This is a genomic window from Streptomyces sp. NPDC001513 (genome assembly GCF_042894695.1).
Classification (GTDB): Bacteria; Actinomycetota; Actinomycetes; order Streptomycetales; family Streptomycetaceae; genus Streptomyces.
Window position 1 is genome coordinate 341,023 of the sequence record NZ_JBIAVU010000010.1, and the last position, 22,115, is coordinate 363,137.

The 22,115-nt window shown below is 73.0% G+C and carries 17 protein-coding genes; 9 read left to right on the forward strand and 8 right to left on the reverse strand.

Features of this window, described 5'->3' with window-relative positions; translation table 11 throughout:
• Positions 1 to 29: 29 nt before the first annotated feature.
• The 4 genes from smpB to ftsE all read right to left on the reverse strand — a co-directional run bounded on the left by smpB (position 30) and on the right by ftsE (position 3,457).
• Positions 30 to 515 carry an SsrA-binding protein SmpB gene (gene smpB, locus ACFYZ4_RS24060; RefSeq protein WP_351297541.1) on the reverse strand — a complete coding sequence of 162 codons (486 nt, stop codon included), beginning with the start codon at positions 513 to 515 and terminating at the stop codon, positions 30 to 32.
• An 18-nt stretch (positions 516 to 533) separates the two neighbouring features.
• Positions 534 to 1,715 (reverse strand): S41 family peptidase, encoded by a 1,182-nt coding sequence (locus ACFYZ4_RS24065; protein WP_390784789.1) that lies wholly within the window; start codon positions 1,713 to 1,715, stop codon positions 534 to 536.
• 67 nt (positions 1,716 to 1,782) lie between these two features.
• Positions 1,783 to 2,751 (reverse strand): permease-like cell division protein FtsX, encoded by a 969-nt coding sequence (gene ftsX, locus ACFYZ4_RS24070; RefSeq protein ID WP_351297535.1) that lies wholly within the window; start codon positions 2,749 to 2,751, stop codon positions 1,783 to 1,785.
• 16 nt (positions 2,752 to 2,767) lie between these two features.
• Complete coding sequence (ftsE, locus tag ACFYZ4_RS24075) at positions 2,768 to 3,457, reverse strand: cell division ATP-binding protein FtsE (RefSeq protein WP_030011324.1); 690 nt, start codon at positions 3,455 to 3,457, stop codon at positions 2,768 to 2,770.
• A gap of 238 nt (positions 3,458 to 3,695) precedes the next feature.
• Here ftsE and ACFYZ4_RS24080 point away from each other — a divergent pair, with 238 nt between their 5' ends.
• Positions 3,696 to 3,887 (forward strand): hypothetical protein, encoded by a 192-nt coding sequence (locus ACFYZ4_RS24080; RefSeq protein ID WP_030662818.1) that lies wholly within the window; start codon positions 3,696 to 3,698, stop codon positions 3,885 to 3,887.
• A gap of 140 nt (positions 3,888 to 4,027) precedes the next feature.
• Here ACFYZ4_RS24080 and prfB read toward each other — a convergent pair whose 3' ends face one another.
• Positions 4,028 to 5,137 carry a peptide chain release factor 2 gene (gene prfB / locus ACFYZ4_RS24085; protein WP_384344777.1) on the reverse strand — a complete coding sequence of 370 codons (1,110 nt, stop codon included), beginning with the start codon at positions 5,135 to 5,137 and terminating at the stop codon, positions 4,028 to 4,030.
• Positions 5,138 to 5,452: 315 nt separating this feature from the next.
• Here prfB and ACFYZ4_RS24090 point away from each other — a divergent pair, with 315 nt between their 5' ends.
• Positions 5,453 to 6,454 (forward strand): isopenicillin N synthase family dioxygenase, encoded by a 1,002-nt coding sequence (locus tag ACFYZ4_RS24090; RefSeq protein ID WP_384344780.1) that lies wholly within the window; start codon positions 5,453 to 5,455, stop codon positions 6,452 to 6,454.
• Between the two features lie 140 nt (positions 6,455 to 6,594).
• On the opposite strand, the gene ACFYZ4_RS24095 is transcribed toward ACFYZ4_RS24090, so the two are convergent.
• Positions 6,595 to 7,842 (reverse strand): serine/threonine-protein kinase, encoded by a 1,248-nt coding sequence (locus ACFYZ4_RS24095; RefSeq protein ID WP_351302809.1) that lies wholly within the window; start codon positions 7,840 to 7,842, stop codon positions 6,595 to 6,597.
• Between the two features lie 172 nt (positions 7,843 to 8,014).
• Positions 8,015 to 9,802, reverse strand: coding sequence for a protein kinase (locus ACFYZ4_RS24100; protein ID WP_390784790.1), 1,788 nt, complete (start codon positions 9,800 to 9,802; stop codon positions 8,015 to 8,017).
• A 470-nt stretch (positions 9,803 to 10,272) separates the two neighbouring features.
• Here ACFYZ4_RS24100 and ACFYZ4_RS24105 point away from each other — a divergent pair, with 470 nt between their 5' ends.
• From ACFYZ4_RS24105 to ACFYZ4_RS24125, 5 genes are all read left to right on the forward strand, one after another.
• Positions 10,273 to 13,398 carry an FHA domain-containing protein gene (locus ACFYZ4_RS24105; protein ID WP_351302814.1) on the forward strand — a complete coding sequence of 1,042 codons (3,126 nt, stop codon included), beginning with the start codon at positions 10,273 to 10,275 and terminating at the stop codon, positions 13,396 to 13,398.
• A gap of 108 nt (positions 13,399 to 13,506) precedes the next feature.
• Positions 13,507 to 14,868 carry an ABC transporter substrate-binding protein gene (locus ACFYZ4_RS24110; RefSeq protein ID WP_351302817.1) on the forward strand — a complete coding sequence of 454 codons (1,362 nt, stop codon included), beginning with the start codon at positions 13,507 to 13,509 and terminating at the stop codon, positions 14,866 to 14,868.
• A gap of 34 nt (positions 14,869 to 14,902) precedes the next feature.
• The gene (locus tag ACFYZ4_RS24115; protein ID WP_390784802.1) at positions 14,903 to 16,195 is read left to right on the forward strand and encodes a carbohydrate ABC transporter permease; all 1,293 of its coding nucleotides are present in this window, start codon (positions 14,903 to 14,905) and stop codon (positions 16,193 to 16,195) included.
• Positions 16,192 to 17,085: a carbohydrate ABC transporter permease gene (locus tag ACFYZ4_RS24120; protein WP_384352606.1), complete on the forward strand. Its 894-nt coding sequence runs from the start codon at positions 16,192 to 16,194 to the stop codon at positions 17,083 to 17,085. Before ACFYZ4_RS24115 ends, ACFYZ4_RS24120 begins: the two co-directional genes overlap by 4 nt.
• Before the next feature lie 162 nt (positions 17,086 to 17,247).
• On the forward strand, positions 17,248 to 19,512 hold the full coding sequence (locus ACFYZ4_RS24125; RefSeq protein ID WP_351302825.1) for a bifunctional glycosyltransferase family 2 protein/CDP-glycerol:glycerophosphate glycerophosphotransferase: 2,265 nt from the start codon (positions 17,248 to 17,250) through the stop codon (positions 19,510 to 19,512).
• Positions 19,513 to 19,605: 93 nt separating this feature from the next.
• Here the strand turns inward: ACFYZ4_RS24125 and ACFYZ4_RS24130 are convergent, their stop codons facing one another.
• Positions 19,606 to 20,244: a TetR/AcrR family transcriptional regulator gene (locus tag ACFYZ4_RS24130; protein ID WP_351304880.1), complete on the reverse strand. Its 639-nt coding sequence runs from the start codon at positions 20,242 to 20,244 to the stop codon at positions 19,606 to 19,608.
• Between the two features lie 137 nt (positions 20,245 to 20,381).
• Here ACFYZ4_RS24130 and ACFYZ4_RS24135 point away from each other — a divergent pair, with 137 nt between their 5' ends.
• Together ACFYZ4_RS24135 and ACFYZ4_RS24140 are read left to right on the forward strand one after the other, a co-directional pair.
• Positions 20,382 to 21,290, forward strand: a complete 909-nt coding sequence (locus ACFYZ4_RS24135; RefSeq protein WP_351304883.1) for an ABC transporter permease — start codon at positions 20,382 to 20,384, stop codon at positions 21,288 to 21,290.
• A complete protein-coding gene (locus tag ACFYZ4_RS24140) occupies positions 21,283 to 22,059 on the forward strand; it encodes an ABC transporter ATP-binding protein (RefSeq protein ID WP_351304886.1) in 777 nt (258 codons plus the stop codon). The genes ACFYZ4_RS24135 and ACFYZ4_RS24140 overlap by 8 nt, the downstream gene beginning before the upstream one ends.
• Positions 22,060 to 22,115: the final 56 nt, after the last annotated feature.

Consider the following 22,115-nt stretch of genomic DNA (forward strand, 5'->3'; position numbering starts at 1 on the left):
CGCGAAGTGGACCACTGCGTGCCAGGAGGTTAAACCGTGCCCCGCTGCTTGCGGCGGATGGCCGAGATCGTCCGGTTCGTCTCGCGGGTGTCCTGCTTCTCCCGCATGGTCTGCCGCTTGTCGTACTCCTTCTTGCCCTTCGCCAGCGCGATCTCGACCTTCGCGCGGCCGTCCTTGAAGTACAGCGAGAGGGGCACGATCGTGTGACCCGTCTCCTCCGACTTGCGCTCCAGCTTGTCGATCTCCTCCCGGTGCATGAGGAGCTTGCGCTTGCGCCGGGCGCTGTGGTTGGTCCAGGTGCCCTGGCTGTACTCCGGCACGTGCACGTTGTAGAGCCACGCCTCGCCGCTCTCCACCGACACGAAGCCGTCCACCAGCGAGGCCCGGCCCTGGCGCATGGACTTGACCTCGGTCCCCGTCAGCACGAGTCCGCACTCGTAGGTGTCGAGGATCGTGTAGTCGTGCCGCGCCTTCTTGTTCTGGGCGATCAGCTTGCGCCCTTTTTCCTTAGCCATAGTGCGGTCATTTTCGCACTACGGACCCACCCCGAGGCCACCCAATACCGTGACGGCCCGTTCCTCGGCCCGCTCGCCCGCCGGCACGTCCGGGGTGATGCCGTCGCCGTCCAGGCTGCGGCCCCCCGGAGTGCGGTACGTGCCCACCGTCAGCTCGGCCACCGAGCCGTCCGGGAGCTCGGTCGGCATCTGCACCGAGCCCTTGCCGAAGGTCCGGCTGCCCACCGCCACCGCGCGGCCCCGGTCCTGGAGGGCGCCCGTCACCAGCTCGGCCGCGCTCATCGTGCCGCCGTCCACGAGGGCCACCAACGGGCGGGTGGTGTCGCCGCCCGGGGCCGCGTACAGGACCCGCTGGTCCCCCCGTACGTCGTACGTCGCCACGAGCCCGCCGTCCAGGAACGCGGAGGCGGCCGTGACCGCCTCGGTGACCAGCCCGCCCGGGTTGCCGCGCAGGTCGAGCATGACCCCGGCGCCGGCCGGGGCCGCGCGGACGGCGGCCTTGACGCGGTCGCCGGAACCGCGGGTGAAGGAGGTGACCTTGATGACGGTGACGCCGTCCGGGCGCTGCCGTACGGTCACGGGTTCGGTGCGCAGCTGCTCGCGGCGGACGGTCTCGGTGAGGTCGGCGCCGTCCCGGCTGAGGTTCAGCACGACGGGGGTGCCGGCCGTGCCGCGCAGCAGGGAGACCACGTCGGCGACGGCCAGGCCGGTCACGGCGTGCCCGTCGACGCTCAGCAGCCGGTCTCCGGCGCGCAGTCCGGCCCGGGCGGCGGGGCTGCCAGGCTGGATCTTGTCGACCTTGATCACGCCGTCGTGGGCGCGTTCGGCCCAGACCCCGACGCCGGTCCAGCGGCCGTCGAGGTCCTCGGCGAAGGCGGCGTACTCGCCCTGGTCGTAGACGGTGCCCCAGCGGTCGCCGCTGCGGCTGACCACGTCCTGGGCGGCCTTCTTGCCGGACTTCCCCTCGGCGACGGCCTCGGCGGCGGCGCGCGCCACCGCGTCGCGGTCGGCGGTGCCCGCCGTGCGGGGTGCACCGGGGGCGGGGAGGTCCGTACGGATCTCGGCGGCCGCGGCCCCGTTCTCCTGGTCCCAGCATCCGGTTAAGGCACCGGTGGCGACGGCGGCGAGGAAGGCCAACGTCAAAACGGCCCCGCGACGCAGGTCGCGGGGCCGGAGACAGAAGGCGGGCAGTCCCGGCATGGCGCCGAGTCTAGGACAAGCCCCGCTCCGGTACGGATGGTTGGCCGGACCGCTCGCGGGGCGCTTGTCACACCTTCAGGTACTTGCGCAGGGCGATGAAGGCGGCCATGGAGGGCATCAGGAGGCCGATGAAGAGTACGTACGGGAGCTTGGCCAGCACCGATCCCCAGCCCATGAAGTCGATCAGCTGGATCTTGTCGCGCAGTCCGACACCGTGGTCGATGACGAAGTACTGCCCGGAGACGAGCATGGCGCAGGCGAAGAGCGCGCCGATGAGCCCGGCGAAGGCGGCCTCCATGATGAAGGGCACCTGGATGTAGAAGCTGGAGGCGCCCACGAGCCGCATGATGCCCGTCTCCCGCCTGCGGCTGAACGCCGAGACGCGCACGGTGTTGACGATCAGCAGCAGCGCCACGATCAGCATGATCAGCATGATGCCGAGGGCGGCGTAGTTGAGGTAGTTGAGGATGCGGAAGAGGTCGTCGATCGCCTGCCGCTGGTCGTCGACGGTGTGGATGCCGTCGCGGCCCGCGAAGGCGGAGGTGACCACCTTGTACTTCTCCGGGTTCTTGAGCTTGACCCGGAAGGACTCCTGCATCTGGTCGGGCGTGATGGAGGAGGCCAGCGCGGTGTGGCCGTACTGCTCCTGGTAGTGCTTGTACGCCTCGTCCGCGGACTCGTAGGCCACGGACTTGACCAGGGACATCTGCTTGAGCTCGGACTCGATCTGCTTCTTCTGCTCGTCGGTCACGGCGCCCTTGCGGCAGGTGGCGACGCCGCCGGCGCCGCCTCCCGAGCCGTCCGGCTTGGCGGCGGCCTCGCCGGCCTCCTGGGCGTCCTGCTTGTTGCAGAGGTAGATCGAGACGTTGGCCTTGTCGTACCAGAAGCCCTTCATCCTGCTGACCTGCTCGCTCATGAGCAGGGAGCCGCCGAACAGGGCCAGTGACAGGGCCACGGAGATGATGACCGCGAAGGTCATGGTGAGATTGCGGCGGAGACCGACGCCGATCTCGGACATGACGAACTGGGCGCGCATGACTCTCAAGGGCCTTTCAGTGCTGGTAGCCGTAGACGCCGCGCGACTGGTCGCGTACGAGTCGGCCCTGTTCGAGTTCGATGACGCGCTTGCGCATCTGGTCCACGATCTGCTGGTCGTGCGTGGCCATGATCACGGTGGTGCCGGTCCGGTTGATCCGGTCCAGCAGCTTCATGATCCCGACGGAGGTCTGGGGGTCGAGGTTGCCGGTGGGCTCGTCCGCGATCAGCAGGGCGGGGCGGTTGACGAAGGCGCGGGCGATGGCCACGCGCTGCTGCTCACCGCCGGAGAGCTCGCCGGGCATCCGCTCCTCCTTGCCGCCCAGGCCGACCAGTTCGAGGACCTGCGGGACGGCCTTGCGGATCTCGCCCCTGGGCTTGCCGATGACCTCCTGCGCGAAGGCCACGTTCTCGGCCACCGTCTTGTTGGGCAGCAGGCGGAAGTCCTGGAAGACGGTCCCCAACTGGCGCCGCATCTGCGGGACCTTCCAGTTGGAGAGCTTGGCGAGGTCCTTGCCGAGGACGTGCACCTGGCCGTGGCTCGCCCGCTCCTCGCGCAGGATCAGCCGCAGGAAGGTGGACTTGCCGGAGCCGGAGGAGCCGACCAGGAAGACGAACTCGCCCTTCGCGATGTCGAGGGAGACTTCTCTGAGTGCAGGACGGCTCTGCTTCGGGTAGGACTTGGAGACACTGTCGAATCGGATCACGGGTGCACCACGGTCGCCGGGAGTAGGTGTGCGTGACCATACGCGAACGGGCGCGAGGTGTGGACCCGGCATCCGGACTTGCCCGTTTTATCCCGGGGTGCGGGCCGCTCCAAACCGTGATTGCCCGGACGGGCCGCGCCGAATGTCGGCGAAGCTGGCACAGTGGTAGGGGGAACGGTCTGGTTCCCCACGCCGTTATAGGCAACAGACGACACCGAGGGGACGAGAGGAGGAGCGCATGACATATGACCGGCTCGTGTGCGCGAACTGTGCCGCACCCGTCAGCCAGGGCCGCTGCCCGGTGTGCCGGGCGAACCGGGAGCGCCTCCAGCAGGAGGGCCCCTTCTCCGGCCTCAATCCCGTGGCTCTCATCGTGCTCATGGTGGTCCTCGTGGCAGCTCTGGTGCTGGTGGCCCAGCAGACCGCCTGAACGCCCGACCGTCTGCGGACGGCCTGGCCGCGGTGCCCGCGGCCTCCGCGCCGCGTACCGATCACCACATGGAACGAGGGCCCGGACATCATCGATGTCCGGGCCCTCGCCTGTGTGCGTCTGGTGCGTCGCGGCACTCGTTACGCGGTCTGCTCCTGCTGCTTGCGCCAGCGGATCCCGGCCTCCAGGAAGCCGTCGATCTCGCCGTCGAGCACCGCCTGCGGGTTGCCGACCTCGAACTCCGTCCGCAGGTCCTTGACCATCTGGTACGGGTGCAGGACGTAGGAGCGCATCTGGTTGCCCCAGGAGCTTCCGCCGTCCTTGAGGGCGTCCATCTTGTCCTTCTCCTCCTGGCGGCGCCGCTCGAGCAGCTTGGCCTGGAGGACGTTCATCGCGCTGGCCTTGTTCTGGATCTGCGAGCGCTCGTTCTGGCAGGACACCACGATGCCGGTCGGGATGTGCGTGATGCGCACCGCCGAGTCGGTGGTGTTGACGCCCTGGCCGCCGGGGCCGGAGGCGCGGTACACGTCGACGCGCAGCTCGGTCTCGTCGATCTCCACGTGGTCGCTGGTCTCGACGACCGGCAGCACCTCGACGCCCGCGAAGGAGGTCTGGCGGCGGCCCTGGTTGTCGAAGGGCGAGATCCGGACGAGGCGGTGGGTGCCCTGCTCGACGGAGAGGGTGCCGTAGGCGTACGGGGCCTTGACGACGAAGGTGGTCGACTTGATGCCGGCCTCTTCCGCGTACGAGGTCTCGTAGATCTCGGTGGAGTAGCCGTGCCGCTCGGCCCAGCGCAGGTACATGCGCTGGAGGCGCTCGGCGAAGTCGGAGGCGTCGACGCCGCCGGCCTCGGCACGGATGTTGACCAGGGCCTCGCGCTCGGCGTACTCGCCGGAGAGCAGGGTCCGGACCTCCATCTCGTCCAGCGCCTTGCGCACGGAGATCAGCTCGGCCTCGGCCTCGGCGAGGGTGTCCGCGTCGTCCATCTCCTGGGCGAGGTCGAAGAGCACCCCGAGGTCGTCGATGCGCCCGCGCAGGGTCTCGGTCTTGCGGACCTCCGCCTGGAGGTGCGAAAGCTTGCTCGTGATCTTCTGAGCGGCCTCCGGGTCGTCCCACAGGGACGGCGCGGCGGCCTGCTCCTCGAGCACGGCAATATCTGCCCTCAGCTTGTCGAGGTCCAGGACGGCCTCGATCGACCCCATGGTCGAGGAGAGGGACTTCAGCTCTTCGGAAACATCGACGACTGCCACGGGTCCAGCGTAGCCGGTCCCCGGACGACGCCGTCCGGGCAGGCCGGATCGCCCGTTCTGGTGACGGCTCGCACGGGCGTACGCTCACGGTATGACCGTTCTCCTCGTCAAGCGCCGCCATGTCGACCACATGCGTGTCACGACGACGAGCTGTCTGCCGCCGGACCGTACCCAAGCCTGATCCACCCCGATCCGACTTGGTCCTGTACGCGGCTCACGCGGTCCCGGCACCATCCCTGCCGGCGGCCCCCCTCCACCCGCGGCCCCCGCCACCTCTGGGGAACAGGACCCCGTGACATCCGAAACGGAGCCGTCATGCCGTCCGCGCACACTCTCCCCGTCCTGGACCTCTCCCAGGCCGACGACCCGGCCCAGCGGGCCGGCTTCCTGAAGCAGCTGCACGCAGCGGCCAGGGACACCGGTTTCCTGCACCTGACCGGGCACGGCGTCACCGCCGCCGAGAGCGCCCGCATCCTGGAGCTGACCAAGGCCTTCTTCGCCCTCCCGGAGGCCGACCGGCTCGCCGTGAGCAATCTGAACTCCCCGCACTTCCGCGGCTACACCCGGATCGGCCACGAGCTGACCGGCGGGGCCTCCGACTGGCGGGACCAGCTGGACGTGGGCGCGGAGCGCCCGGCTCCGGTGGTGGGGCCGGACGACCCGGCGTTCCTGTGGCTGGAGGGCCCGAACCAGTGGCCCGCCGCGCTCCCGGAGCTCCGTACGGTGGTCCTGGACTGGCAGTCCCGCCTCGCGGCGGTGGCCCACCGGCTGCTCCAGGAGCTCCTCACGTCGATCGGCGCCCCGGCCGACTTCTTCGACGCGGCCTTCGCGGACCGGCCGCACCTGCACACGAAGCTGATCCGCTACCCCGGATCCGCCCCGTCCGGCGCCGACCAGGGGGTCGGCGCGCACAAGGACTACGGCTTCCTGACCCTGCTCCTCCAGGACTCCGTGGGCGGCCTCCAGGTCGTGCGCGACGGCGGCTACCTCGACGTCCCGCCGCTCCCGGGGGCCTTCGTGGTCAACCTGGGCGAGCTGCTGGAGATCGCGACGGAGGGCTATCTGACGGCGACGGACCACCGGGTGGTGAGTCCTCCGGGGGCGGTGGAGCGGTACTCGGTGCCGTTCTTCTACAACCCGCGGCTGGACGCGGTCGTGGAGACCGTCCCGGGCGACTACCTGGCGTCGGCGCCCGGGGTCGCCCACGACGCGTCGAACCCGCTGCACGCCGAGTACGGGCGCAACGAGCTGAAGGGGTGGGTCCGGGCCCACCCGGCCGTGGCGCGGCGCTGGCACCCGGAACTGGTCCCGGCGTAGCCGAAGCTCCACCGGGCTCCGCCTGGGCCCCACGGCGCTCCGCGCCGCTCCTGGGGCTCCGCCCCAGACCCCGCTCCTCAAACGCCGGAGGGGCTGAAAATCCAGCCTCGCCGGCGTTTGAGGCGCGCTGAAATGTCGAGCTACGGCTTGTGGGGGACGGACTGCTTGCTGTCCTGGGGAGGCGGGGCCTCGTCGCCCGAGAAGGCCAGCCAGCTGCCCAGACCTACCGCCGCGGCCAGCGCCACGGCCGACACGGACAGCACCAGCCGCCGCTTGCGGGCCGCCTCCGCCCGGTGCCGGGCGGAGCCCGGCCGGTGGCCGCCGGCCGGACGCGGCACGCGGGCGGTGCCCAGCGCCCCGCCCGCCAGCTCGTCCGGCCCCGGCACGCGCATCGAGGTGTGGGTGTCCCGGTTGGAGTCGGTCGCCGAGCCCGGCACCAGAGGGACCACGCCCCGCCGCCGGACCGGGTCGGCCGCCGGTTCCTCCGAGGGCTCGGGGTCCGGATCCGCGTCGTCCGGCTCGTCCACGTCGAGCGGCGGCATCCCGGCCAGCATCGGGAGCAGGTCCCGCAGCCGTACGGAGAGCTCCGACGCCCGCAGCCGCGAGGCCGGGGCCTTCGCCAGGCACTGCACGATCAGCTGCCACAGCTCGTCGGGGATGCCCGGCAGCGGGACGACCGTCTCCGTCACGTGCCGCCGCAGCACCGCGCCCGGGTGGCCCCCGCCGAAGGGGGTGAAGCCGGCCAGGAGCTCGTACAGGACGGTGGCCAGGGCGTAGATGTCCACGGCCGCCCGCGGGGGCAGGCCCTCCACGATCTCCGGCGCCAGGTAGTCCGGCGTGCCGATGATCCGGGTGGTGGGGGCCGAGGCCCGGCCCGCGGAGGCCCGCCGCGGGGTGTCGATCAGCTTGGCCACGCCGAAGTCGGTCAGCAGCGCCGGGTGCGAGCCGCCCGGGCCGAGCGGGCCCTGCATGTCCAGCAGCACGTTCTCGGGCTTGACGTCCCGGTGGACGACCCCCGCCGCGTGCGCCGCGGCCAGCGCGTCGGCCACGTCCGCGACGATCGCGACGGCCGCCTCGGGGGCGAGCCTGCGCTCGCGGTCGAGCCGCGTGCGCAGGTCCGTACCGCGGACGAGGTCCATGACGAGGGCGAGGTCGTTGCCGTCCACGACGAGGTCACGGACGGAGACCACGTGCGGATGGTCCAGGCCGAGCAGCGCGCTGCGCTCCTGGACGAAGCGTCCGACCAGTTCCTGGTCGGAAGCGAGGTCCTCGCGCAGCAGTTTAACGGCGACGGGCCCGTCAGGCCCCTCGCCCAGCCACACCGTGCCCGCGCTGCCGCGCCCCAGGATCTGGTGCGCGGTGTACCGGCTGCCGATCTTCCGTGCCACGACTGCTCCCTCAGCGGCTGGCGTACGCACCAAAGCTACGCGGCCGGGTGGGCGTTGGAGGCCAGCAGGGGCCCGGATTCGCGGCGACCTTCACTTCTGCGGGCGAAATCACCCCTCAGAAGTCGACAAATCCATGAAGTCGGCTCTACGGGCCCCGTCTCGGGGCCCCGTCTCAGGACTTCGTGGTGCCCGAGGACGTGGAGCCCGCGGAATCGCCGACGGTGCTCACCCAGTCGACGATGTCGCTGCCCCAGGTCCACAGCTGGTCCCACCAGCCCCGGCCGGTGCCGACCCACTCCTGGAGCGGGGTGAGCTCCCAGACCAGCCAGCCGGCCACGAAGAACAGCAGGATGACGACCAGGCAGCCCTTGAGGCAGCCGAGGCCGGGGATCCGCACCGGGTTGGCGCTGCGGCGGCGCGGCTCGCGCGGCTCCCGGGCCGGCCGCTGCTGCGGCGGAGCCTGCGGGGGCTGCTGCTGCGGCTGGGGCTGGCGGTACTGGGGCTGCTGAGGCTGAGGCTGCTGCTGGTACGGCTGGGGCTGGTGCTGCTGCGGCTGGTAGTGCTGCGGCGGCGGCTGGGGCGCGTACTGCTGCTGGGGCGGCTGCTGCGGCTGGCGGTACTGCTGCTGAGGCTGCTGCTGGTACTGCTGCTGGGGCGGCGGTCCCTGCCGGTACGGCTGCTGCTGCTGCGGCGGCTGGGGCCGGTGCTGCGGCGGCGGAGGCGCCTGCCGCTGCGGGCGGCGCCGCAGGGGGTCGTCGTTCGGGTCGAGGTACTGGACCTGCGTCTGCTCGTTGCGGTCGCGGGCGGCCCGCATCTGCGACTGCCACGGGTGCGGCTGGTCCGGCTGCTGTACGGGGGGCATGACCGAGGTCGGGTCGGCCCCGGGGGCCCCGGTGCTCGGCAGCACCGAGGTGGCGTCGGCCGCGCCGACCGGCGGCATGACGCTGGTCATGGCGTTCGGGTCGTAGGCCCCGAGGGGCGAGCCGGCGCCGGAGGGCAGCACCTGGGTCGGGTCGGCGGCGCCCGGGTTCTCGGGGACCGGCGCCGGAGAGGGGTCGGGCGCGAGCAGCGCGCCCACGCCGAGCGCGGCTTCCACCTCGACGGCCGAGGAGTGCACGCCGATGCCGGCGGCGACCACGCGCAGGGCGCGGGCCAGGCTCAGCGCGCTGGGGCGCTCGCTCGGCTCCTTGCGCAGGCAGCGCTCGACGACCGTCCACAGCGGCTCGGGCACGGTCGAGGGGCGCTGCGGCTCCTCGCTGAGGTGCCGGTGGAGCACTTCGAGGGCGGAGCCGCCGCCGAACGGCGGGCGGCCGGTGAGCAGCTCGTACAGGAGGATGCCGGCGCCGTAGATGTCGACGGCGGAGGTCTGCGGGCGGCCCTCGGCGGACTCGGGCGCGACGTAGGCGGGGGTGCCGACGAACTCGTGGGTGCGGGTCAGGCCCGGGGAGTCCGCGAGGCGGGCGATGCCGAAGTCGGTGAGCATCGGCTTCATCTGGCCGCCGCGCTCGTCGAGCAGGACGTTGGCGGGCTTCAGGTCGCGGTGGACCACGCCGTCGGCGTGGCTGGCGGCGAGCGCGTCCGCGATCTGGGCGGTCAGCAGGCTCGCGGCGACGGGCGTGAAGGGGCCGTTCTCGCGGAGGTACTTGTGCAGGTCCGGACCGTCGATCAGGTCCATGACCAGGGCGAGCAGATCGCCCTCGACGACGAGGTCGCGGGTGCGCACGATGTTGGGGTGGGTCAGGCGCAGCAGGACCGAGCGCTCGCGCAGGAAGCGCATGACGATGTCGGGGTCCTGGGCCAGCTCCTCCTTGAGGACCTTGATGGCCACGGTCTCGCCGGGCTGTCCGGCGACGGCCGCCTCCGCGCCGGCGGCCTCCCTCTGGCGGGCACGCCAGACAGTGCCCGTGGCGCCGCGCCCGAGCGGCTCCTCGAGCAGGTATTTGCTGCCGACTGGCCGCACGTCTCGCGCTCCCCTGCTGTCGTCTGCTGTCGTCTGTTCGTGGTCGAGCGGCGGTCGTGTGGTGGTCGATCCGCCGACTGGTTTTCCGGCCCACTCTAGGGGGTGTCCCCCGGGAAGACGCCGGTCGCCGGAGGTTGGTTGCCGCACATATGTACGGAGGGTGATGTTTGCGGGGTATGCCCGTGGCGTTTTTCCGTGTCTTTCCCCCGCTCGTCGTCCGTATCCGGTCGGGGTCCGGACCGGGCCGCGACCGATCAAGATCATTTCTTGGTGGGTGCCGGGCGTGTTGTCCGTGACAGGTGCGAGGATGCACCCGTACGGAACGGCACGGGACGGGAGCCCCGCCTTCCGGCAGACCTGTACCGGACGACGCGTCCGTGCCGGGTGGGGGGCGATCGGGCAGCCATGTCCCGAAATTCCCCTGCCGGGCGCACTCACCGCGCACCGCGCAGAAGGGACCGCTGACGGCGATGCAGATCCGGCTGACCGTCCTTGGGTCGCGCAGCGGCCACCAGACCGCGACCGCCCCCGCGAGCTGTGACGTGCTCGTCACGGCACCGGCCGGCACCGCGCTGGCCGCGGTCGCCTCCGGGCTCGCGGCGACCGTCGGCGGACCCGACACCGGGGGCACGGTCGTGCTCTACGCCGGTTCCGAGCGCCTCGACCTCCAGCGGCGGGTGCTGGGCGAGCCGCCGCTCGTGGACGGCGCGGTACTGGCCCTGCACGGGCCCGTGCCGGACGTACTGCCCGAGGACGGCCTCGGCGCGCCCCAGCTGCACGTCGTCGCGGGACCCGACGCGGGCGGGGTGCACCTTCTGCACAGCGGCCAGATCCGGGTGGGCCGCTCCGCTGACGCCGACGTCCCGCTGGACGACCCCGACGTGTCCCGGCTGCACTGCGCGGTCACGGTGATCCGCGACGGGCGGGTCGCGGTGGCCGACCTGGACTCGACGAACGGCACCACGCTGGACGGCGTCCCCGTGGGACCCCAGCCGGTCGCCCTGCCGCCGGGGGCGCTGCTGCGGGTCGGCGAGTCCACCCTGCGGCTCGCGCCCGCGGGCGCGACGCCCCCGCTGACCGTGACCCCGGACCAGGAGGGGCACCTCTCCGTGCCGCCCCCGGCGGGCGCCGCCGGCTGGTCGGGCGCCGCCGGTACGCCGGCCGGCGCGGCCGCCGGCGCACCCTCGGGCTCGCACCCCGCACCCCCCGGCCCGGGACCGACGGGCACCGACGGGCCGGCGCCGGACGGCTCCGGCGGAGCCGGACGCGTCACCGGGCCGCACGGACCGGCCGAAGCAGCGGCCGGGCGGGCCGGAGTCGGCTGGCCGGACCCCTCGGGCGGAGCCGGGTGGCGCAGCGCCGGCGCGGCCGGCTCCGCCGCGCTCCCGCAGCCGCGCCCCGGAACCCCCGCCGGACCGCCGGACGCCTCCGGCGGGCCGGAGGGCGGCCACACGTCCGGTGGCGCGGCCGCCGGGTCCGCCGGCCGCCGCAAGGGACTCGGGGCCTGGGCCCGCAAGTGGGTGCGCGGGGAGGACCTCGCCGAGGCCGTGCCGGAGTCGGGGCCCGCGGCCGCCGCCCCGGACCCCGACGACCCGGCCGCGCTGCTGCTGGCCGCGATGGGGCCCACCGAGCGCCTGTGGTCCCGTACGCCCGGACAGCCCGGTCACGCCCGGGCGCTGGAGGTGGGGCTCGGCGCCGGCAGCCGGGTGTCGCTGCCGGAGGTCGGCGCCCTCGGCATCGCGGGCCCGCGGGCCCGGCTGGCCGGGGTCGCCCGCTGGGCGGTCGCCCAGCTGGCGGGACTGCACGCGCCGGGGCAGCTGGAGATCGTGCTCGTCGCCACCGACCGGGCGCGCGGCCTCGCCGAGCGGCGGCGCGACTGGGGCTGGCTCGGCTGGCTGCCCCACGTCCGGCCCGCGCACGGCCAGGACTGCCGGCTCCTCCTCGCGTACGACCGCGACCAGGCCGTCGCCCGCACCGGTGAGCTGACCCGGCGCCTGGACGACGGTCCCCTCGGCGTGCACTGGGCCGCCGCCGACGCCGGGCAGATCCGGCGGGCCGCCGCCGTGTACGACGGCCCGTACACGCTCGTCGTGATCGACGGCGATCCCGGCGCGGGCCCGCTGCGCGACATCGCCGGGCGGCTCGCCTCGCACGGCCCGGCCGCCGGGATCCACGTGCTCGCGCTCGCCGAGGCCCCGGCCGCCACCGCCGCCTCGCCGGTCGCCGAGACGTACGAGGCCGCCTGCGCGGTCAATCCGGCCTTCCGCGACTGCGGCGCGGTCGCCCTGCTCAGCGGGGACGTGGCCACGGCCGTACGGACCTTCGCGGTCAGCGGCGGCCGGCCGGTCCCGTCCGGGGGCACCGCCACCGCCGACGCCGTCTCCGCCGCCTGGGCCGAGCGCTTCGCCCGGGCGCTGGCGCCCCTGCGCACCTCCGACGGCTGCTCCGCGGCGCCGTACCGGCCGTCGGCCGCCACCCTGCCCGCGACCGCCCGGCTGCTGGACGAGCTGGGGCTGGCCCGGGCCACTCCGGCCTCCCTGATGGCCCGCTGGGCCGCCGCCACCGACCAGGGGCAGGGCACGGGCGGCCTCGCCGAGATCGTGCTGGGCAGCGGGCGGCGCGGCCCCGTCGGCACCGAGCTGGTCCACGACGGGCCGCACCTGCTCATCGAGGGGCCCGCCGGAAGCGGGCGGACGGAACTGCTGCGGGCGGTGGCCGCCTCGCTGTCCGCGGCCGCCCGGCCCGACCGCCTCGGGCTGGTCCTCCTCGACGGGGCCGGCGGCGAGCGCGGCGACGGGTTGCTGCCCTGCACCGAGCTCCCGCACGCCTCCGCCCACCTGGTCGCCTCCGACCCGCTGCGCATGCGGGAGTTCGCGCAGGCGCTGGGCGCGGAGCTGAAGCGCCGCGCCGAGCTGCTGGAGGGGCTGCCGTTCGCCGAGTGGCACGCCCGGCGCGAGGTCTCCGACCGGATGGTCTCGCCCCGCCGGCCCACCACAGGCGAGCTGCGCGGCGACCTCGATCCGCAGCGCACGGGCACGCTCCGGCTCCGCGCCTCGGCCATCCGTACGGATCCGCCGGCCGGGCCGAGCCCGCTGCCGCGCCTGGTGGTGCTGGTGGACGACCTCGACGCGCTGGTCGCGCCGGGCCTCGGCAGTACGGGCCGGCCCGCCGCCGGCTCGGTGGTGCGGGCGCTGGAGGCGGTGGCCCGCGAGGGCGCTCCCCTCGGCGTACACCTGGTGGCCACCACCGCCCGCCCGGACCGCACGGCCGAGACCGGGCTGGCCCGGCTGACCGCCCTGCGCGTGGAGCTCGACGCCCCCGACCAGCCGGGCCCCGGCCGCGGCCTGCTCCGGCACGCGGACGGCCGCACCGTCCCGTTCCAGGCCGGCCGGGTCACCGGCCGGATCCCGCGGACGGCGACCTTGAGGCCGACCGTGGTCCCGGTGGAGTGGGAGCGAATGGGTGATCCGCCGGCCCGCCGCCCGGTGCGCGAACTGGGCAACGGACCGACCGACCTCGCACTGCTGGCCAGCGCCCTGGACCGGGCCTCGCACCTGGTCTCGGCGATACCCGTGCTGTTCCCGCCCGCTCCCTGACGGGCGCCCGAGGCCCAAGACCGCCCCCGCGACGCGGTATTGCGGGGGCGCGCGGGTCGGCGTAGACCTTGTGGTCCGGGACACACCACGGGCATCGGGGGCAGAACCATGCGCAGGCACGGAACGAGCCGTACGACACTCACCTGGACGGCGCTCGCCGCGGCGGGCGCGCTCGCGCTCAGCGCGTGCGGCGGCGGCACGGACGAGAAGACGGACCCGCCGAATGCCGCGGGGCCGACCGGGCCCCAGGTGGAGTTACCGAAGCTGGACGGGGAGAAGCTGGAGGTCGCCGCGGTCTGGACGGGCCCCGAGCAGGCGAACTTCACCAAGGTCCTGAAGGAGTTCGAGAAGCGGACGGGGGCCACCGTGACCTTCGTCCCGGCCCAGGACCCCATCGTCACCTTCCTCGGTACGAAGATCGCGGGCGGCGCCCCGCCGGACGTCGCGCTGCTCCCGCAGGTCGGCGCGCTGGTCTCGGCCGTGCAGAACAAGTGGGCGCAGCCGGTGGGCCCGGAGGCCCAGGCGCAGCTGGACAAGAACTATTCGGCGGGCTGGAAGACGCTCGGCGCGGTCGGCGGCACCCAGTACGGCGTGTACTACAAGGCCGCCAACAAGTCGCTGATCTGGTACAACGCGAAGGCCTTCGAGGCGGCCGGGGTCAAACCCCCGACGACCTGGAAGGAGCTGATCACGGCGGCCGACACGCTGTCCGCCTCCGGTACGCCGGCCGTCTCGGTGGCGGGCGCGGACGGCTGGACCCTGACCGACTGGTTCGAGAACGTCTACCTGTCGCAGGCGGGCCCGGAGAAGTACGACCAGCTGGCCAAGCACCAGATCAAGTGGACGGACGACAGCGTCAAGCAGGCGCTGACCACGCTCGGTGAGCTGTTCGGGCGCAAGGACTTCCTGGCGGGCGGGCCGAGCGGGGCGCTGTCCACGGAGTTCCCGAAGTCGGTGACGCAGACGTTCACCGGCGGCGACCGGCCGGCGGCCGCGATGGTCTTCGAGGGTGACTTCGTGGCGGTGAACATCGCGCAGACCGAGGCGAAGGTGGGCGAGGACGCCCTGGTCTTCCCCTTCCCGGCGGTCGGTGCGAAGGCCCCGGTGGTCTCGGGCGGTGACGTGGCGGTCGCGCTGAAGCCGTCGAAGGGCGCGCAGGCCCTGCTGACCTTCCTGGCCTCGGCGGACGCGGCGCAGATCCAGGCCCGCGAGGGCGGTTTCGTCTCCCCGAACAAGGCGGTGGACCCGGCCGCCTATCCGAACGACATCCAGCGGAACATCGCGAAGGCTCTGATCGCGGCGGGCGACGACTTCCGCTTCGACATGTCGGACCAGGCCCCGGCGGCCTTCGGCGGGACCCCGGGCGCGGGCGAGTGGAAGGCGCTCCAGGACTTCCTGGCGAACCCGTCGGACGTGGCGGGCACGCAGGCGAAACTGGAGGCGGACGCGGCCAAGGCCTACGGGAACTAGCCCCGTGAAGGCCTCGGTCAAGGCCGGCCGCGGGCTGTCCGCGGAGGCCCGGCGCCGCCGTCTGGTCGCGGCGGCGTTCCTCCTGCCGGCCCTCGTCCTGCTGGGCGCACTCGTCGTGCACCCGATCGGCTACTCCCTCTACCGGAGCTTCTTCGACCGTTCGGGCGGCACGTTCGTCGGCGGCGACAACTACCGGGAGATCCTGAGCGACGACACCATCCGCACCGCCCTGAAGAACACGGCGGTGTGGGTGGTGCTCGCCCCGACCACGGCCACCGCCCTCGGTCTGATCTTCGCGGTGCTCACCGAACGGGTGCGCTGGGGAACGGCGTTCAAGCTGCTGGTGTTCATGCCGATGGCGATCTCGATGCTGGCTGCGGGCATCATCTTCCGGCTCGTCTACGACCACGATCCCGACCGGGGCGTCGCCAACGCGGTGTGGGTCGGGGTCCACGACACCTTCGCGGAGTCCTCGGCCTTCCCCAAGGCCCGCCCGGGCCGGGACTCGCCGCTCGCCGACGCCGGCGGGGGCGCCTTCGTGACGCGCGACCCGGTCCGCGCGGGCACCCCGGTGCTGCTGCCGCTGGTCGGCGTGGCGCCGGAGTCCCTGCCCGAGGGGACCCGTACGGCGAAGGCGGCGGCGGCCGAGCCCGGCAAGGTCACCGGAACGGCGTGGCAGGACTTCACCCGCGGCGGGGGCGGCCGTACGAACGCGGTCGACCCGACCGAGTCGGCCTTCGCCGGGATGCGGATCGAGGCGGTCAAGGACGGCCGGGTGGTCGATTCGGCCACGGCCCGCGCCGACGGCACCTTCACCCTGTCCGCGAAGGCCGACGGGGCGCAGTTGCGGCTGCCCGCCGCCAACTTCCGGGAGGCGTACGCCGGGGTGCAGTGGCTCGGCCCGGCGCTGGTCACCCCGGCGGTCATCGGGGCGTACGTATGGATGTGGGCCGGTTTCGCGATGGTGCTGATCGGGGCCGGGCTGGCGGCCGTACCGCGCGAGCTGCTGGAGGCGGCGCGGGTGGACGGGGCCAACGAGTGGCAGGTGTTCCGCCGGATCACCGTGCCGCTGCTGGGGCCGGTCCTGGCGGTCGTGCTCGTCACCCTCGTCATCAACGTCATGAAGATCTTCGACCTGGTCTTCGTGATCGCGCCGGGCGCGGTCCAGGACGACGCGAACGTGCTCGCGCTGCAGCTGTACCGGACCTCCTTCGGCACCGACGCCGATCCGGGCCTGGGCAGTGCCATCGCCGTGCTGCTGCTGGTGCTGGTGATCCCGGTGATGCTCGTGAACATACGCAGGCTCCGGAAGGAGAGATCCCGATGAGTGCGTCCAAGCCCGAACGGAGCGGGAGCACCACAGGGGCCGAGCGGACCGGGGGCCGGCTGGCCGCTCGGGCCGCGGGCGGGGCGCTGCGGGTGTTCCTGGTCCTGGCCGCGCTGTTCTGGCTGGTGCCCACCCTCGGGCTGCTCATCTCCTCGTTCGTCTCCCCCTCCGACCTCAACAAGGGCGGCTGGTGGCAGGTGCTGACGGCGCCCTCGCGGCTGACCGCCGGCAACTACGAGCGGCTGCTGGCCAACGACACCATCACCGGCTCGCTCCTGAACACCGTCGCGATCGCCGTGCCGACCACCCTCCTCGTCCTGGTCCTGGGCTCGTTCGCCGGATACGCCTTCGCCTGGCTGGAGTTCCCCGGCCGGGACTGGCTCTTCCTGGTCGTCGTCGGGCTGCTCGTGGTCCCCGTACAGGTGGCGCTGATCCCGGTCTCCGAACTCTTCGGCTCCATCGGGCTGTTCGAGACCACGGCGGGAGTGGTCCTGTTCCACACCGCCTTCGGACTGCCCTTCGCCGTGTTCCTGCTGCGCAACTTCTTCGCGCAGATCCCGCGCGAGCTGCTGGAGGCGGCCCGCCTCGACGGGGCGGGTGAACTGCGGCTGTTCGCCCGGGTGGTGCTGCCGCTCGGCGGGCCGGCGATCGCCTCGCTCGGCATCTTCCAGTTCCTGTGGGTGTGGAACGACATGCTCGTGGCGCTGGTCTTCGCGGACTCGGCGCACCCGCCGGTGACGGTCGCGCTCCAGCAGCAGGTACGGCAGTTCGGCAACAACATCGACGTGCTGGCGCCGGGCGCGTTCCTGTCGATGGTGGTCCCGCTCGTCGTCTTCTTCGCCTTCCAGCGGCAGTTCGTCACGGGGGTGATGGCCGGCGCGATCAAGTGATTGACGTGCGGTGTTGACGCTGCGTAACCCGATTGCCACACGCTGCGTAACCCGAACGCCACGCCGGGGGTTCCTGGGGGCACTCCCCCAGCCTCCGGCCGGGGGGACCCCCACCCGGCGGCAGCCGGGGGAGCCATGCCCGCGCCGACCCCTGGATGTGCCGTGCCCCGGTTCAGCGTCATCGTGCCCGCGTACAAGGTCCAGGCCTACCTCCAGGAGAGTCTGGACTCGGTCCTGACGCAGTCGTACCCGGATCTGGAACTGATCGCGGTCGACGACGCCTCCCCCGACGCCTGCGGTTCGATCATCGACGAGTACGCGGCCCGCGACGCCCGGGTCACCGCCGTGCACCTGGCGCACAACCTGGGTCTGGGCCCGGCCCGCAACGCGGGCCTGGCCCGGGCCACCGGCGACTACCTGATCTTCCTCGACGGCGACGACACCCTCGCCCCCGGCGCCCTGCAGGCCATCACCGACCGGCTGAAGGCCACCGGCTCCCCCGACGTCCTCGTCTACGACTACGCGCGCACCTTCTGGTCGGGCGAGCTGGTGCGCAACCGCCTCGCGCACCGGCTGTCCGAGGAGGGCCCGGCCAGCTTCCGGCTCGCCGACCGCCCGGCGCTGCTGGCCATGCTGATGGTGGTGTGGAACAAGGCCTACCGCCGCGAGTACGTGGAGCGCGAGGGCCTCGCCTTCCCGCCCGGCCTCTACGAGGACACTCCCTGGACCTACCCGGCGCTGCTGGCCGCGGAGTCCGTCGCCGTCCTGGACCGGGTCTGCGTCCACTACCGCCAGCGCCGCACCGGCTCGATCCTGACCACCACCAGCCGCCGCCACCTCGACATCTTCGACCAGTACGACCGGGTCTTCGGCTACCTCGCCGGCCGCCCCGAGCTGGAGCGCTGGCGCCCCACCGTGCACCGCCGCATGGCCGAGCACTTCTGCGCCCTGTACGCCGACCCGCGCCGTCTCCCGCGCGCCGGCCGGGCCGAGTTCTTCAGCCGTGCCTCCGCCCTGCTGCGCCGCTACCGGACCCCGGGCGGCAGGTCCGCGCTGCCGCTGTCCCTGTCGCGGACCGACCGGGTCCGGCACACCCTGATGCGGCTGGGCACCCGGCGCACCTACCGGCTGCTGTCCGCGCTGCGCTCGGCCGGGCTGGCACTGGGCCGCGCGGCCTCGGCCCTGTGGCAGGGCCTGAGCGAGACGGCCCGGCGCCTGCACTACCGGATCCAGCGCCTGCTCCCCCTGCGCCCGGAGCTCGCGGTCTTCTCCGCGTACTGGCACGGCGGCTACGCCTGCAACCCGGCGGCGATCGAGGCCAAGCTGCGGGAGCTCGCGCCCCGGATGCGGACGGCGTGGATCTGCGACCCGGCGCACGCCTCGACCCTGCCCCGGGAGACGACGGCGCTGCGCCCGGGCTCGGCGGCGTACTGGACCGCCCTGGCGCGGGCCACGTACCTCGTCACGAACGTCAACTTCGACCGCGCCCTGGTCAAGCGCCCCGGCCAGATCCTGGTCCAGACCCAGCACGGCACCCCGCTCAAGCGCGTCGGCCTCGACCTCCAGGACCGCCCGGCGGCCACCCCGACGACCGACTTCGCGGGCCTGCTGCGCGGCGCCGACCAGTGGGACTACCTGCTGTCCGCGAACCGGCACTCCACCCTGGTCTGGGAGAAGGCGGTCCCCTCCTCCTACACGACCCTCGAATACGGCTACCCGCGCAACGACGTCTTCCACCGGGCGACCCGTACGGACGTACTGGACCTGCGCGAACGGCTCGGCATCCCGGCGGGCTCGACGGCGATCCTGTACGCGCCCACCCACCGCGACTACCGGCGCAGCCGGCCGGAACACCTGGACTTCGAGCGGGTCCTGCGCGATCTGGGCCCGCAGTTCACGATCCTCGCCCGCACCCACCTCACGTACGCGGACGCCGACCGCGCGTGGGAGCCGCACCCGCGGCTGCTGGACGTCTCCGCCCACCCCTCGGTGGAGGAGCTCTGCCTCGCCTCGGACGCGCTCGTCACGGACTACTCGTCCCTGATGTTCGACTACGCGGCGCTGGACCGGCCGATCGTGATCCACGCGGACGACTGGGAGGCGTACGAGGCGGCCCGCGGCACCTACTTCGACCTGCGGTCGTGCCCCCCGGGTGCGATCGCCCGGACCCAGGACGAGCTGGTGGACATCTTCACCACGGGCCACTGGCAGGGCTCGCGCTCCGCGCAGCTGCGGGCGGCGTTCCGCGGGCGGTTCTGCTCGTACGACGACGGCCACGCGGCGGAACGCGTGGTCCGGCGCGTCTTCCTGGGCCAGACCGCCCCGATCCCCGCGATCACCCCCCTGCCGGACCGCCACCCCACCCCGCCGGCCCCGGCCGCCACCCCGACCCAGGACCCGACCCTGGCCCACCACCTCTGGCCGTAACCGGGGCCTCCGCCCCCGAACCCCGTTATTTCAGCCTCGCCGGCGTTTGAGGCGCGGGGTCTGGGGCGGAGCCCCAGGAGGCGGGCCGCAGGGTCAGGCGGTGCGCAGCCCGGCCACCACCGACCGCGCGAGCTCGTCGAGGTACCCCCCGGGGACGGAGTCCCCCACGACCACCTGCCGCCAGTACAGCGGCCCGATCGCCAGATCGAGCGCCCGATCCGGATCAACCCCCTCCGCCAGCTCGCCCCGAGACACGGCCTCGCCGACGATGCCCGCGGCAACCCGTCGCTGCCCCTCCAGCAACGCCCCCCGCACCGCATCCGCGATCTCCGGGTTCCGCGCCGCCTCCACCAGCAGGTCGGGGATGACCGCCGACGCCACCGGGTGCCTCAGCACGTGGGACATGACCTCCAGCAGCGCCCGTACGTCCCCGTACAGCGACCCCGTCGCCGGCACCGGCAGGCCGTCCGCCGCGAAGGCCCCGATCAGGTCCAGCACCAGGTGCAGCTTGGACTTCCAGCGCCGGTACACCGCGGTCTTGCCGACGCCCGCCCGCCGCGCGATGCCCTCGATGGACATCCGCGAGAACCCGACCGCGGCCAGTTCCTCCAGCACCGCGTCGCGGATCGCCTCGGTCACGTCCTCACGCAGGACGGCGGCACCGGCAGGGGCTCTACGGGCGGGCGCGGGGGCAGGGGCAGGCCCGGGGGCGGCGGAGGGGTCCGTGGTCATGCACAGAGCATAGCCGCGCCCACGTCACGACGATACGGTTGCGTTCCGACGCGTCACGCCCTAATCTCGCCGTAGCGACGATACGGACCCGTCCCGACCTCGACAGCGACGTACTGACCCCGTCGAAAGCGAACCCTGTGACCACCGCGACCGCATCCAAGACCGCGCCCGCGCACTCCGCGGAACTCGCCGACCTGGCCGCCGCCCACGGCCTCACCCTCAGCGGCGCCCGCCCCTCCCTCCTGCGCTACGTCGCGGAGCTCTGGGACCGCCGCCACTTCGTGGCCGCGTACGCCACCGCCCGCATGCAGGCCACGTACAGCACGGCCAAGCTCGGCCAGGTCTGGCACCTGGTGACCCCGCTGCTCAACGCGGCCGTCTACTACTTCGTCTTCGGCCTCGCGATGAAGGCCAGCAGCGGAGTGCCGGACTACCTCCCCTTCCTGATCACCGGCGTCTTCGTCTGGGACTTCATCGGCAGCTCCATCAACGCCGGCACCCGCGCCGTCCACAGCAACCTCGGCCTGGTCCGCGCCCTGCACTTCCCCCGCGCGAGCCTGCCCATCTCCACCGTCGTCCAGCTCTTCCAGCAGCTGCTCGTCACCATGGGCGCCCTCGTCATCCTGCTGCTCGCCTTCGGCCAGACGCCCGGCCCGGCCTGGCTCCTGGCCGTCCCGGCGCTCCTGCTGATGGCCGTCTTCGCCGCCGGCTGCGCCATGATCATGGCCCGCATCGGCAGCAAGAGCCCGGACGTCAGCCAGCTGATGCCCTTCGTCCTGCGCACCTGGATGTACTCCTCGGGCGTCATGTGGTCCATCGACCAGATCCACAAGGCGGGCGACCTGCCGCACTGGGTGCTGACGATGCTCAAGCTCAACCCCGCGGCCGTCTACATCGACCTGATGCGCTTCGCTCTGATCGACAGCTTCGAGGCGCACTCGCTCCCGCACCACGTGTGGCCGATCGCGATCGGCTGGGCCCTGCTCGCCGGCGTCGGCGGCTTCGTCTACTTCTGGAAGGCAGAGGAGGAATACGGCCGTGGCTGACACTCGAGGACGGATCCCCACCGTGATCGCCGACGGGGTCCACGTCATCTACAAGGTCCACGGCAGCGGCAGCCGCAAGGGCGGCGCCACCGCGGCCCTCAACCGGATCTTCTCCCGCAAGCCGGCCCCCGGCGTCCGCGAGGTGCACGCCGTCAAGGGCGTCACCTTCACCGCGTACAAGGGCGAGGCCATCGGCCTCATCGGCTCCAACGGCTCGGGCAAGTCCACCCTGCTGGCCGCCATCGCCGGCCTCCAGCCGGTGGCCCGCGGCCGGATCTTCTCGCACGGCCAGCCGTCCCTGCTGGGCGTGAACGCCGCCCTGATGAACGACCTGACGGGCGAGCGCAACGTCGTGCTCGGCGGCCTCGCGATGGGCATGTCCAAGCAGCAGATCCACGAGCGCTACCAGGGCATCGTCGACTTCTCCGGCATCAACGAGAAGGGCGACTTCATCTCCCTGCCGATGCGGACGTACTCCTCCGGCATGGGCGCCCGCCTGCGGTTCTCCATCGCCGCCGCCAAGGACCACGACGTACTCATGATCGACGAGGCCCTGGCCACCGGCGACGCGGCCTTCCAGCGGCGCAGCCAGGCCCGCATCGAGCAGCTCCGCGAACAGGCCGGCACGGTCTTCCTCGTCAGCCACGGCATCAACACGGTCCGCGAGACCTGCGACCGCGCGATCTGGCTGGAGGCCGGAGTGCTCCGCATGGACGGCCCCTCGAAGGAAGTCTGCGACGCCTACGAGGCCTTCACCGCGGGCCGCTGACCACCCCGGCCTTCCTGGGCTCCGCACCCGAAACGCGAACCACGAACGGGCCGGGC

Excerpts from the sequence above, each read along its gene's own strand:
- smpB (WP_351297541.1), bottom strand. The coding sequence starts at position 515 with ATGGCTAAGGAAAAAGGGCGCAAGCTGATCGCCCAGAACAAGAAGGCG.
- ACFYZ4_RS24065 (WP_390784789.1), bottom strand. The coding sequence starts at position 1,715 with ATGCCGGGACTGCCCGCCTTCTGTCTCCGGCCCCGCGACCTGCGTCGC.
- ftsX (WP_351297535.1), bottom strand. The coding sequence starts at position 2,751 with ATGCGCGCCCAGTTCGTCATGTCCGAGATCGGCGTCGGTCTCCGCCGC.
- ACFYZ4_RS24080 (WP_030662818.1), top strand. The coding sequence starts at position 3,696 with ATGACATATGACCGGCTCGTGTGCGCGAACTGTGCCGCACCCGTCAGC.
- ACFYZ4_RS24090 (WP_384344780.1), top strand. The coding sequence starts at position 5,453 with ATGCCGTCCGCGCACACTCTCCCCGTCCTGGACCTCTCCCAGGCCGAC.
- ACFYZ4_RS24105 (WP_351302814.1), top strand. The coding sequence starts at position 10,273 with ATGCAGATCCGGCTGACCGTCCTTGGGTCGCGCAGCGGCCACCAGACC.
- ACFYZ4_RS24110 (WP_351302817.1), top strand. The coding sequence starts at position 13,507 with ATGCGCAGGCACGGAACGAGCCGTACGACACTCACCTGGACGGCGCTC.
- ACFYZ4_RS24120 (WP_384352606.1), top strand. The coding sequence starts at position 16,192 with ATGAGTGCGTCCAAGCCCGAACGGAGCGGGAGCACCACAGGGGCCGAG.
- ACFYZ4_RS24130 (WP_351304880.1), bottom strand. The coding sequence starts at position 20,244 with ATGACCACGGACCCCTCCGCCGCCCCCGGGCCTGCCCCTGCCCCCGCG.